This is a genomic window from Telluria sp. ZT3P25, from assembly GCF_059685895.1.
This window is the reverse complement of the sequence record NZ_JCASIJ010000001.1, coordinates 202,461-214,912: the sequence shown is the minus strand read 5'-3', so window position 1 is coordinate 214,912 and position 12,452 is coordinate 202,461. Positions and strand designations below refer to the sequence as shown.

13 protein-coding genes are annotated in these 12,452 nt (G+C 62.7%); 5 read left to right on the top strand and 8 right to left on the bottom strand.

The features are described 5' to 3' along the window. Position 1: 1 nt before the first annotated feature. Both AC56LY_RS01035 and AC56LY_RS01030 read left to right on the top strand, forming a co-directional pair. Positions 2–1,552 carry a hybrid sensor histidine kinase/response regulator gene (locus tag AC56LY_RS01035; RefSeq protein WP_499575720.1) on the top strand — a complete coding sequence of 517 codons (1,551 nt, stop codon included), beginning with the start codon at positions 2–4 and terminating at the stop codon, positions 1,550–1,552. A 28-nt stretch (positions 1,553–1,580) separates the two neighbouring features. Next, complete coding sequence (locus AC56LY_RS01030; RefSeq protein WP_499575719.1) at positions 1,581–1,937, top strand: hypothetical protein; 357 nt, start codon at positions 1,581–1,583, stop codon at positions 1,935–1,937. 45 nt (positions 1,938–1,982) lie between these two features. On the opposite strand, the gene AC56LY_RS01025 is transcribed toward AC56LY_RS01030, so the two are convergent. Then, the gene (locus AC56LY_RS01025) at positions 1,983–3,665 is read right to left on the bottom strand and encodes an alkaline phosphatase D family protein (RefSeq protein WP_499575718.1); all 1,683 of its coding nucleotides are present in this window, start codon (positions 3,663–3,665) and stop codon (positions 1,983–1,985) included. Positions 3,666–3,822: 157 nt separating this feature from the next. Beyond that, positions 3,823–4,851, bottom strand: coding sequence for a glycerophosphodiester phosphodiesterase (locus tag AC56LY_RS01020; RefSeq protein WP_499575716.1), 1,029 nt, complete (start codon positions 4,849–4,851; stop codon positions 3,823–3,825). A 307-nt stretch (positions 4,852–5,158) separates the two neighbouring features. On the opposite strand from AC56LY_RS01020, the gene AC56LY_RS01015 reads away from it, so the two are divergent. Beyond that, positions 5,159–6,439, top strand: coding sequence for an Nramp family divalent metal transporter (locus AC56LY_RS01015; protein WP_499575715.1), 1,281 nt, complete (start codon positions 5,159–5,161; stop codon positions 6,437–6,439). Between the two features lie 52 nt (positions 6,440–6,491). Here the strand turns inward: AC56LY_RS01015 and AC56LY_RS01010 are convergent, their stop codons facing one another. The 3 genes from AC56LY_RS01010 to AC56LY_RS01000 all read right to left on the bottom strand — a co-directional run bounded on the left by AC56LY_RS01010 (position 6,492) and on the right by AC56LY_RS01000 (position 8,130). Continuing rightward, entirely contained in the window at positions 6,492–7,058 is a 567-nt protein-coding gene (locus AC56LY_RS01010) for a DUF3617 domain-containing protein (RefSeq protein WP_499575714.1), read from the bottom strand. A 93-nt stretch (positions 7,059–7,151) separates the two neighbouring features. Beyond that, the gene (locus AC56LY_RS01005; protein ID WP_499575712.1) at positions 7,152–7,379 is read right to left on the bottom strand and encodes a hypothetical protein; all 228 of its coding nucleotides are present in this window, start codon (positions 7,377–7,379) and stop codon (positions 7,152–7,154) included. A 451-nt stretch (positions 7,380–7,830) separates the two neighbouring features. After that, positions 7,831–8,130 carry a putative quinol monooxygenase gene (locus AC56LY_RS01000; protein WP_499575711.1) on the bottom strand — a complete coding sequence of 100 codons (300 nt, stop codon included), beginning with the start codon at positions 8,128–8,130 and terminating at the stop codon, positions 7,831–7,833. 212 nt (positions 8,131–8,342) lie between these two features. Here AC56LY_RS01000 and AC56LY_RS00995 point away from each other — a divergent pair, with 212 nt between their 5' ends. After that, positions 8,343–9,443, top strand: coding sequence for an NADH:flavin oxidoreductase/NADH oxidase (locus AC56LY_RS00995; RefSeq protein ID WP_499575710.1), 1,101 nt, complete (start codon positions 8,343–8,345; stop codon positions 9,441–9,443). A gap of 153 nt (positions 9,444–9,596) precedes the next feature. Continuing rightward, on the top strand, positions 9,597–9,773 hold the full coding sequence (locus tag AC56LY_RS00990) for a hypothetical protein (RefSeq protein ID WP_499500953.1): 177 nt from the start codon (positions 9,597–9,599) through the stop codon (positions 9,771–9,773). Positions 9,774–9,846: 73 nt separating this feature from the next. Here the strand turns inward: AC56LY_RS00990 and budC are convergent, their stop codons facing one another. From budC to AC56LY_RS00975, 3 genes are all read right to left on the bottom strand, one after another. Further along, complete coding sequence (gene budC, locus AC56LY_RS00985; RefSeq protein WP_499575709.1) at positions 9,847–10,608, bottom strand: meso-2,3-butanediol dehydrogenase; 762 nt, start codon at positions 10,606–10,608, stop codon at positions 9,847–9,849. 152 nt (positions 10,609–10,760) lie between these two features. Beyond that, a complete protein-coding gene (locus AC56LY_RS00980) occupies positions 10,761–11,840 on the bottom strand; it encodes an AI-2E family transporter (protein ID WP_499453377.1) in 1,080 nt (359 codons plus the stop codon). Between the two features lie 29 nt (positions 11,841–11,869). Then, positions 11,870–12,424 (bottom strand): SCO family protein, encoded by a 555-nt coding sequence (locus AC56LY_RS00975; protein WP_499581903.1) that lies wholly within the window; start codon positions 12,422–12,424, stop codon positions 11,870–11,872. Positions 12,425–12,452: the final 28 nt, after the last annotated feature.

Sequence of the window (12,452 nt, the reverse complement as noted above, 5' to 3'; positions counted from 1 at the left end):
CATGACCGCCGCCCTCACCGCGACCGACCTGTTCTTCGACCAGGCTGCATGCGGCCTGATGGCAACCGATGCACACGGCATGATCCTCACGGCCAACGTCAGCCTGCATGCGTGGCTCGGCATGGCACCCGGGGCGCTGGTGGGCATGCGCCTGCACGACCTGCTGCCGGCCAGCGCCCGCCTGTTCCACTACACGTGCTGCGTCCCGCGCTTGCAGAACGAGGGTGCGGCGCATGACATCCAGATCGACCTGTTGAGGCCGGGTGGCGCGCGGCTGCCGGTGCTGCTCCAGCTCGTGCGCCAGCGTGACGGCAATCTCGAGATCGATCACTGGGCGCTGTTTCGCGCCGGTGACCGGCATGCCTACGAAAACGCGCTGCTGTGCCGGTCTGAAGTCGCCGACGAGGCGCGCGAAGCGCAGCACCAGCGCGACCTGCAACTGCAGGCAGCAAACACGCAGTTGTCGGCGGCCGACCTGCGCAAGGATGAATTTCTGGCCACGCTGTCGCACGAGCTGCGCAACCCGCTCGCGCCGATGCGCAGCGCGCTCGACGTTCTCAAGATCAAGCACGGCAACGACGAAGACGCGCGCGTGATCGGCGCATTCGACCGCCAGTTGCGCCACCTGACGCGGCTGGTGGACGACCTGATGGAAGTCTCGCGCATCACGCAGAACCGCATGCAGCTGCGGCGCGCGCCGGTCGACATGGCCGCGCTGGCACGCGGCGCGGTGCACGACATGGCGCCGGTGATGACGGCGGCGCGCCACACGCTGCGCCTGACGCTGCCCGATACGCCGCTGACCGTCGACGGCGACGCCACGCGTCTGGCGCAGGTCGTGATCAACCTGCTGGGCAACGCAGCCAAGTACACACCCGATGGCGGGCTGATCTATGTTGAGCTGACTGGTTCGAACGGCCACGCCGAGCTGCGCGTGCGCGACAACGGCATCGGCATCCCGGCGGGCGCGCTGGGCACGATCTTCGAGTTGTTCACGCAGCTGGAACCGGGGCGCGAACGCGCCTGCGGCGGCCTGGGTATCGGCCTGGCACTGGCACGGGGCATCGTGGAGCTGCATGGCGGCGAGATCCTGGTCGAGAGCGACGGGCCGGGCCGCGGCAGCGAGTTCACGCTGCGCCTGCCGCTGATTGCCGGTTGCGCTGTGGCAGAAGAAACATCGACGGTGCCTGGCCAGCCGGCGCCACTACGGGTGCTGGTGGTGGATGACAATGTCGATGCGGCCGAGACGATGGCGACGATGCTCGAGCTGTTCGGCTGCACGACGCTGCTGGCGCATACGGCGGCGGGCGCGCTGGCACTGGCGCCAACGTTCTTGCCCGAGGTGGCGCTGCTCGATATCGGCCTGCCCGACTTCAATGGCTACGAACTGGCGCGGCGCCTGCGCGGGCTGGATGCCTGCGCCAGTACCAAACTGATTGCGGCCACCGGCTGGGGCCAGGAACGCGACCGGCAACTGGCGCGCGATGCGGGGTTCGACCACCACCTGACCAAGCCGATCGATATCGAGCGGCTGCGCTTGCTGCTACAGTAAGCACCTGTTCCTTACCGACACCGACACCATGACCCGCGCCTTGTCCCTGAACCTTCTCGCAGCAGGCTTGCTGTCACTGGCCACCCTGGTCGTGACGCCCGCCCCTGCCCATGCCTGCGAGCGTGTCTACCCGCTGGCCAACGGCGACGACCGCACGCGCCACGTGCGCCTGTCGGCCGGCTGGCCCGATGCGCAGATCCTGCAGAACCTCAAACTCAACCTCGACCGGGCCGACGTCAAGCGCAGCGAGAATTCGGGCACGGTCAGTATCCAGTACACGTACTTTCACAAGACGGTCGTGATCACGCGTTCGGCCAAAGGCGTCGAGGTGCAGCTGCTGGAAAAGGATCGTGAGAAGCTCGTCTGGCAGCTGGGACTGTGTTGATTGTACGGAGCGGAGCGAGACCAGGGGCCTCGCTCCATGCACGCGTTAGGCAGCCACGATCTTGCGGTTCGCCACGCCCGGCAACATGCGCAGCGTCTTGCCGACGACCGCCTTGTAGGTTTTCGACGTGACCGTATCGACGTAGCGGTACTCGGCCCGCGCTTCGGTCGGCGTGACCGTCAGCACGACGAAACCGCGCGAGGCCGTCTCGGCGTATTGCAGCGGCCCGATCAGCTGCTCCATGCCACCTGCCACTGTGGCCGGCGCGATGGTCGGGAAATAGGTCTCGAAGCCGGGCGAGGTCACGGCAGGCACGCCGAATTCGACGCCCACTGCACGCCCCTGCTGGTCGGCCAGATCGCTGGCCCAGGCATTGTGGGTGTCGCCCGCCAGCACCACCATGTTCTTGTTCAGTGTCTGCGCCATGTTCAGCACCGTCTCGCGCGCAGCATGGTAACCATCCCAGGCATCGAGGTTGTACGGCACCGGCGTGGCCGTGAGCAGTTGCTGTTCGGCGGCGCTCAGCGCGATACCGGCCTTGACCTTGGCGGCAATCGCGAAGTACGCCGGATAGCCCGTGGTGCCCAGCACCATCGGCGCCGGCAGCAGCATGCGCGCCATCAGCACCTGCTGGCCCAGGATCTGCCAGGTGGCAGTCGACTTGCTCATCTGGTTGCGCAGCCAGGTGGTCTGCTCCGTGCCCATCAGCTGGCGCGCCGGGTTCGTCACGTCGGCAGTAAAAGCGGCGCTGTTGAAGCTGCGGTCGGCGCCGACATAGCTGGCCAGGGCCAGTTGCTTGTCGCGACCGATCACGCGCGTGTCGAGCATGTGCAGCGAAATCAGGTTGCCGAAATCAAAGGAGCGGTAGATCTTGTCCGGCTGCGCGGCGTTCGGCACACGGATCGGCATCCACTCGTGATAGGCCTGGATCGCCATCTGGCGCCGCGCCGACCACAAGCCTTCCGTGGCCGGATCGTGGTTCTCGGCGCCGCCGCTCCAGGTGTCGTTGGTCAGTTCATGGTCATCCCAGACGGCGATGAAGGGCATGCGCGCATGCACCGCCTGCAGGTCGGGGTCGGTGCGGTATTGCTGGAAGCGGATCCGGTAATCGGTCAGCGTGATGATCTCGGTGGCCGGCTTCGACACGCGCCCCAGGGTACCCGCGTTCTGCGAGGCATAGCCGCCGGCGGCGTATTCGTAGATGTAATCGCCCAGGTGCAGGCCGACATCGATATCGTCGAACCTGGCAGCGTCGGCGTACACGTTGAAGTAGCCGGCCGGGTAGTTCGAGCAGCTGAACACCGCAAAGCGCACGCGTGACACGCTGCCCGTTGGCAGCGTCTTCGTACGGCCCACCGGCGACAGCTGGCCGTAGCAGCCGAAGCGGTAGAAATAGCTGCGGTTGGCCGTCAGGCCGGTCGCATCCACTTTCACCGTGAAGTCGCTGGCCGGACCGGTGCGCAGGCTGCCCGAGGCCACCGTACGCGAAAAGTCGCTCGTCTCGGAGATCTCCCAGCCGACGTCGATGTCGGCGGTGCCGGTGGCCGTGATGCGCGTCCACAGGATGACGCGGTCGGCGAGCGGATCGCCGCTGGCCACGCCATGCGCGAAGCTGACCGTGCGGTCATCACCATCACCGCCGCAGGCTGCGAGCGGGAGGGTGGACACGGCGACGGTGCCGAGCGAGAAGGTACGAATGAAATTGCGACGCGAATGCGATTGGTTCATGGGATGGCAATTGGTAAAAGTGAAAGACGGCAAATCTTAGCCAGCGCCGATGACGCTCTGATGACGCCGGCGATGCAGGGGGCATGAAGTGCCGGGCATGAAAAAACGCCCGGCCGGACATGGACATGCCGGCCGGGCGTGCACGGCGCGTGCGTGATCAAGCCTGCTTGCGCTTTTTCAGTCCGATGATGCCGGCAAGCCCCAGGCCCAGCAGCGCCAGCGAATGCGGCTCGGGCACCGGCGTTGCCGGCCCGAATACGGCGTCGCGCGCGGTGACGGCGATGTCCGGGAAGTTCGTGAAGACGCCATCCACGCCGAGGTTGTAGGCAGCCTCATAGGTAGCCGGGTTGTTCAGGAACGTGTATGGCATGACCGTCATGCCGGCATCGTGCGCGGCCTGTACGCAGGCTGCGCTGAGCTGGCCCGCCGACGGGCCGATCCCGTCGGCGATGGCCGCGACCGCTGCCGCGCCTGCCGCCGTGGTGGGACAGACGCCCAGATAGCTGACCGGAATGGACGAGTTGGTGTTCAGGTATGCCACCTGCTCTGCATTGAAGGACTGCGTCAGGGCGTGGCCCGCCGTCGTGAAGTAGCCGTTGTACTTCGTATTGGTCAAGCCCGCCAGGATGGCTTCCGCCACTTCCAGCCCGCTCTGCTTGGCTTCGGGGAAGACACCGATCGCGACACCGGTTTCGAGGAAATGGTTGTAGGCCAGGTCAAGGAAGGCGTCGTAGGACGTGAAGCTGTACGAGATGGCCGGGTTGAAGTAGGTCTTGTCGGTGCAGTAGCCGTTGGCGTTGCGGCATGTCACGGACAACTGCTCCAGCTGCGCCAGCGTGAATTTGCGCACGTCGTAGGTCCCGTTGCTGGAACGCAGCGCGGCGATCTCGGGATGCGTCGCTGCGAACGCGACGACATTGGTCGTGGCATTCAACGTGCCGTCATGCAGCATCACTGCCTTGTTGTCGGCGGTCAGGTAGACATCGCCCTCGATATAGTCAGCGCCCATCCGCATGGCGAGCTGGTACGACTGCACCGACTCTTCCGGCAGATACCCGCTGGCGCCGCGGTGGGAAATGACCAGCGGACGCTCGCCCGTGAGGGTCGACACGGGCATGGCATGGGATGCGACCGGCGCGAACAGCATGGCCGCGAGCGGCAACAGTCCGAGATACGACGTTTTCATAAAAGCAAACCCTCTTCAAGTGTTATGAGTTATTTCGCGCCACGCATGACGGGCGAGCGCATCAGAAGTTGTCAGCGCCATATTGGTGGGGCGAACGAGAGGATGCTAATTCGGCATGATGACAGTGGCATGAATTTGCGCGCCAATGTGTTGTTGATAACGCGGCGTTGCAGGCGTCACCGTGCCATCAAGACCTTGTAAGAAATATCCTACAAGACGAATTTACGCGTTAGACTCGTGGGGAAGCAATGAACATCCCTCCAGTCCGTCCTGGACCATGCATAAGTAAATGGAATAGCCTGCAATTATGGAAGAGTCCCTGCCGGCGTTCGCAGAAAAACCCACTACATTACTATCCAAATTAGGACCTGGCCTGATCACCGGCGCGGCAGACGACGATCCGAGCGGTATCGCAACCTATTCGCAGGCCGGTGCGCAATTTGGTTTCGGGTTGCTGTGGACGCTGTTATTTACCTATCCGCTGATGGTGGGTATCCAGATTGTCAGCGCACGTATTGGCGTGGTGACGGGCCATGGTTTGGCCACCAATATCCGGCGACATTATTCAAAGACGTTGCTGTATGCGATCGTCATGCTGCTGCTGATCGCGAACATCATCAATATCGCCGCCGACATCGCGGCCATGGGCGACGCACTGCGGCTGGTATTGGGTGGCCCCGCGCACGTGTATGCGATCGGCTTCGGGGCATTGTCCGCCGTGCTGCAGGTGATGATTCCCTACACACGCTACGTGCGCATCCTGAAATGGATGACGCTGGCGCTACTGGCGTACGTGGTAACCGTGTTTGTCGTCAGGGTGCCATGGGCCACAGTCGCGGTCGGCCTGGTCACGTTTCCGCACCTGCCTTGGAAGGCAGCCTACGTCACGACGATTGTTGCGGTATTCGGAACCACCATCAGCCCGTATCTGTTTTTTTGGCAGTCATCGCAAGAAGTCGAAAACCTGCGTGCGCTACCCGAAGCGCGGGCGCTGAAATATGCGCCGGCCGAAGCGAAGGCAAGCCTCGACCGGATCAAGGTCGATACCTACGTCGGAATGGGTTTTTCAAATGCGGTGGCATTCGCCATCATGCTGACCTTTGCCGTGACATTGCACCTGCACGGCATCACCGATATTTCGTCCTCGGCACAGGCGGCCGAAGCGCTGCGGCCGATTGCCGGCGAATTCGCATTCATCCTGTTCAGTCTTGGGATCATCGGCACCGGCCTGCTGGCGATTCCCGTGCTTGCGGGATCTGCTGCCTACGCGATGGCGGGCACATTTGAGTGGAAAAACAGCCTGCAAGACAAGCCTGCGGTAGCACCCCGCTTCTATGCGATCATCGTCCTGGCGACGCTGCTCGGGGTCATCCTGATCTACGCGCCCATCGACCCGATCAAGGCGCTCTACTGGAGCGCAGTCATCAACGGCGTCGTATCGATCCCGATCATGGCCGTGATGATGCCGATGGCAGCACGGAACGACATCATGGGCGCGTTGACAATCTCCCGACGCTTGAAGATCCTTGGGTGGCTCTGCACGTCGGTGATGGCGCTTGCCGTGGCGTGCATGTTTATCCTGACGTGAACGGCAAGGCGACCAGGCCAGGCCCTCGAATATCACGTCACGCGGCCGCCCGTTATCGGCCAGCCGCTGCTGCGCCGTTTTTTGCGCAATCGCTTCCCAGCCATTTTCCGGTGCCGCTTGCTTTCTGGCTGATATCTGCGCCGCCCGGCCCCGGTACGGTAGTGACCGAGTCAAACCGGTACGATGTTTCGCTGTCGGCCTTCAGGACAGCGTCGACCTTCATCCGGGGCTGGGTGCAGACCATGTTCACATTCATGCCGCCAGCGATGGGTGTCATCTTCTTGGTGCAGGAATCCGCGCCTTTTTTGCCGAACAAATCGAAGTCGTTGATGTTTTGCTGGGTAATGCACTGCCTCGTGCGCAAACCATCGCCATTCAGTTCAGTGCCACTGGCGGCCATCATCTTGTCGATCTGCGCGCGCTGCTCGGGCGTCATCAAAGCCATCTGGCTTTTCATCAGATCGAGATAGCCCCCCAATGGATTGCCCGCCGCCTTGTCCGACAGCGTCATATCGATCTGCCACAGTCCGGGTTTGATGGTCGGTTGCTGTGCAAATGCCTGCCCGGCGCACAGACTGGCAAGAACAAGGACGATCTGGGTAGCGCGTTTCGTTCGCATACTGGCTCCTGATAGGTAGAGTATTTCAGTGTATGCGATTCGGGCAGGCAGTGAAATTCGGGTGCGTGCGATCGATGAGGCAAGGACTCAGTGTCAGGCGATATCCCCGGCAACCCACGCACTGTCTGCCCGCAAATGCCAAGGCAGCGTGTCGATCACGTGCTGCGGACCTTCCACGTCCCAGGCAAAAATGCAGCAGCCGCAACCACTCATCTCGGAAATGTATGACAGGTTTTCCTTATTGTGTTCAAGCCACCATTCAGCTTCGTCGACCTGGCCTGCTATATCGACCGAAGCGCAGATTGATGCACGCGTTTTCATTATTGAAGTTCTAAAAGAGCGAAATTGGGGCTAAACGCCAGTATGCTTCAGGCCCGGCCCAGCCGCTCAGGCCAGTCTGGCAGGTTACCAGGTCGAAAATCCAGGGGTGACCGCGACAGACCGGAATCGAGTCAAGCGGATCTAGGATGCGCTCCCGTCACGACAACGCTCATAGAAGACAAACAGCCTGGAACTGTCTTCGCTCAGCCTCACACCATTCACTACCAACCAATTTCCTTTGTAGCCGAGCGGGTAGAACTCTGGAGCAAAAAAAGCTGGGGTCAGGTCTGACATTCGGACACGCGCTCAACAATGGGCAGATTCTTGTTGGACGGATGCTGGCTGCTTAATGCAGAGTCCGTGTCCAAATGTCAGACCTGACCCCGGCTGTTGGACCTGACCCCGGCTGTTGGACCCCGGCGGTTGTGACTTCGGACGTTGGCCAGCAAGCTTATGCCGCACCGCCGACCAGCTTCGCCAGCAGGAACACATCACTCGACTCGACCAACTCCGGTACCTGCGCCGCCAGCATCTGAAGATGCGGCGTTGCAAGATGCCGATCCAGGTCGGCCCTGCTCTGCCACTCCTCGGTGAACACGAAGCGACGTGGATTGGCGATGTCGCGGTTCACCTGGTAACTGACGCAGCCTTCTTCGCGCAGTGTCGGCTCGACAACGCTGCGTAACAGTGTTTCCAGTTTTTCTTCCAAACCGGGCTTGGCAACGAAAATAGCAACAACGGGCAATGTCATGATGGTCCCTGAGAGTGAGCGACTGACAAGATTATCACAACGATCTGCACAGCCCCGTCAGCCGATTCGTCTCGCCCGCGCTCAGCGCGGATCGACCGCCACCACCGCAAAAAACTGGCCCTTCAAGCACGTTTCCCGCCTTCCTTCTATACTGGCCGACCGCCGCGGCGCAGACCGCGGCTTGACCCTCACGTTAAGAAAACGAAAAATTCATGGCAGCCTTGTTTACCCCGTTCACACTCAAAGACGTCACTTTGCGCAACCGTATCGCGGTGCCGCCAATGTGCCAGTACACCGCCAATGACGGCTTCGTCAACGATTGGCATCAGACGCATTACGCCAGCATCGCCCGCGGCGGCGCCGGTCTGGTGATCGTCGAAGCGACCGCCGTTTCGCCCGAAGGCCGGATCACCCCGGGCTGCACCGGCCTGTGGAACGATGCACAGGTCGAGGGCATGGCCCACATTGCCGCCCGTATCAAGGCTGCAGGTTCGGTCGCCGGCATCCAGATCGGCCACGCCGGTCGCAAGGCCAGCGCCAACCGTCCATGGGAAGGCGATGACCACATCCCGTCGGAAGATGCGTATGGGTGGGATACCATTGCACCGTCGGCCATTGCCTTCGGCAAGAATTTGCCGAAAGTGCCGAAGGAAATGACGCTGGACGACATCGCGCGCGTCAAGGCCAATTTCGTCGACGCTGCCCGTCGCGCGCTTGCTGCCGGCTTCGAATGGCTTGAGCTGCACTTTGCGCATGGTTACCTGGGCCAAAGCTTCTTCTCGCCGCACTCCAACAAGCGCACCGACCAGTACGGCGGTGACTTCGCCGGTCGCAGCCGCTTCCTGCTCGAAACGCTTGAGGCCGTGCGCGAAGTCTGGCCAGCCAACCTGCCGCTGACCGCGCGCCTGGGTGTCATCGAATACGATGGCAACGATGAACAAACGGTGAATGAGTCGATCGAACTGATTCGCATGATGCGCCAGCGCGGTCTGGACATGCTGAGTGTCAGCGTCAACTTCACGATTCCGGATGTGAATATCCCTTGGGGCCCGGCCTTCCTGGGTCCGGTGGCCAAGCGCGTGCGTGACGAAGCCGGTATTCCGGTCGCGTCGGCATGGGGCTTCGACGGTCCGCACCTGGCGGAACGCGCCGTGGCCGACGAACAGCTGGACCTGGTCATGGTCGGCCGCGCCCACCTGGCCAATCCGCATTACCCGCTGGAAGCCGCCAAAGAGCTGGGCGTGGAGCGTCCGACCTGGGTGTTGCCTGCGCCGTATGCGCACTGGCTCGAGCGTTACAGCATGCAGAAGTAAACCGTGTGTCGGCAGGCAGGGATCATTGTCCTGACTGCCAAACCGTTGTCCGGCAAGCGATTCAGGCGCCCGCGTTTCCCGCAGCGCCTGCCTCGCGCCACTTGCCCGGAAACCTCACTACAATCGGCTCACCGATCAGCAACGAGGACCATCATGAGCATTCATCCCGAACACGACCTCAATCCCGGCGACGATGCCGAACCGGGCACGCCAGGTACCGGCGAAGACATCTGTGACGCCTGCGCCGGCAAAGGCACACTCCCGGATGGGAAGGCATGCCCGCAATGCGGCGGCAGTGGCCATGTGATTGTGGGTATTGGCGGCGGCTGAGCGCGCTCGCCCAGACCTGACATCATCATGCAGCATGGGGCATGCCAGACGCATGTTCCATGCTGCCAATGTTTTACTGCGGCGGCTGACCGTTCGATGCCATCAAGCCGGCATCCACTGGCAGGTTCACGCCGGTAATGAGGCGCGCATCGTCGCTCGCCAGGAACGCCATCGCGGCTGCAACGCCGTCCGGATCTTCCGGCGCGCCCAGCGGCATGCGCTCGTTGAATTTGGCGACCAGCTCGGGCTTTTTGATCATATCCTGAGTCAACCCGGTGTCGGTAAAGCTCGGATTGACCGCATTCACCCGCACCCCATCCTTGGCCGCATCCATCGCCATCGCGCGCACCATATTGCTGACCGCGCCTTTCGACGTGTTGTAGGCAAACATCTCCCAGTCGCCACCCAGTCCCGAGACCGACGACGTCATGACGATCGATCCGCGGGTCTTGACGAGTTCGGGCATCGCTGCCTTGGCCATGTGATAGTAGCCGCTGACATTGACGGCCATGACGCGCGCGAAGTCCTCCTCGCTCGTGGCCATGATGTCGCCATCCGTCGCGATGCCGGCATTGTTGATCAGGATATGCAGGCCGCCGAAGCGCTCGACGGTGGCCTTGACGGCGGCTGTCGCGGTGGCCTTGTCGGCAGTGTCGCCCACCTGCACCAGGACGCGGTCTTGCGGCAGATCGGCCGCGACCTTCTTGAGTTTATCGCCATCGATATCGAGCATGACGACACGGGCGCCTTCATCCAGAAAACGGCGCGCAGCGGACAGGCCGATGCCGGACGCGGCACCGGTAACGAGGACGGTTTTATCGTTGAAACGGTTCATTGGATTCCTTTCGAGCAGGCGGGGACAGCCCAGTTGCGCACGGCAAGCGAGCCATCCATTACGCCTTGTTGGTTCACGAGAATGTGCTGTCGACGATAGCACAGGGGTTCGTGCACCCCTCTTACGGTTCCAGCAGGAAAACTCCAGTGGACCTATTCGACGATGCGTTCTTCGTCGTGCTTGACGATAGGGTCTTCGGTGCCGGTCCACTCGCTCATCAGGGAGTAACCGACCGCCAGCAGGACCGGCCCGATGAACATCCCGATAAAGCCGAACGCGATCAGGCCGCCCAGCACGCCGAGCAGCGTGAGCAAGAACGGCAGGCTGCTGCCACGGCTGATCAGCATCGGCCGCACGACGTTGTCGACGCCGCTGATCAAGACCGCGCCCCAGACCGTCATGAAGATCGACCAGCCGGTCTCGCCCTGCGCGAACAGCCAGAGCGCGGCGCCGCCCCAGACCAGCGGCGGGCCGAACGGGATCAACGACGTCAGGAAGATCAGCACCGACAGCAGCGGCACGGCGGGCACGCCGGCAATCGCAAAGCCGATGGCGGCGACGATTGCCTGTGCCAGCGCGGTGCCGAGCAGGCCGTACATCACGCCGCGCACCGTCTGGCTGACGGTGGCCTGAATCGATTCGGCGCCCTCGCCCATCACCTTGCGCATCGTGACTTCGATGATCGACAGCAAGCCGTTGCCGTCGCGGTACAGGAAGAAGCTCACGAACGCGGCCAGGCTCATTTGCACGACGCCGGTGCCCAGCATCAAACCACCCTTGACGAGCCAGTGACGGGCCGGTTCAAGCATGCGCTGGGCCAGCGCCAGCATCTGCTCGCGGCTGGCGATCAGGTTGTTCAGATAGGTCTCGACCGACGGGCCGACCAGCGGGATGTCGCGCAGCCAGGTGGGCGGCGCCAGTTCGCGGTGCTCGATCAGCAGGCGCAGTTCGCCGAAGCCGCGCGCGACATCGTCGCCCAGGTTGTAGGCGACCATCGACAGCGGAATGATGAACAGCAGCGTGAGCGAGAGCGTCATGGTCAGCGCCGCAATCGTGCGCTGGCCATTCAGGCGCGTGAGCAGCCGCAGGTACAGCGGCCAGCTCGAAATGGCGACGGCGGCAGCGAACAGGATCGCCGGCAAAAACGGCCGCAGCACATAGAGGCAGCCCAGCGTGAGCAGGATGACCATGGCGATGCGGGTGTAGTTCCTGCCGGGTCGTTGCTGCTCCATGCTGCCTCAGGGAAGTGGTATTTACGGCATCATAGCAGTTGGCGCAGGTCGTGGGCGATCAGGCCCGGCCCCTGGCCATGGCGCACGAACAGGCGCAGCTGGCCCTGCTTGTCGAACACGAAGCTGCCGGCCGTGTGGTCGACCGTGTAGCTGTTCGCGTCGGCGCCCGGCGCTTTTGCGTAGAACACCTTGAACTCCTTGGCCACTTTCGCCGTTGCGGCGGCGTCGCCATACAGGCCGATGAAGCGCTTGTCGAACGCCGGCACATAGTGCGACAGCAGTTCCTGCGTATCGCGCTCCGGGTCGACCGTGACGAACAATACCTGGACTTCGTCGGCCGACGGGCCCAGTTCTTTCAGCACGGTTGCCATCTCGGCCATCGTGGTCGGGCAGACGTCCGGGCACTGGGTATAGCCGAAGAACATCACGACGATCTTGCCACGGAAATCTTGCAGCGTGCGCACCTTGCCGGTGTGGTCGGTCAGCGTGAAGCCCTTGGCATAGTCGACGCCCGTCACGTCCGTGTTGTGGAAGGCCGGGGCTTTGTCGCGCAGCTTGTCGCAGCCGGTGGCAAACAGCGCCATGGCCGAGAACGCCGCGATGGTCAGCAGT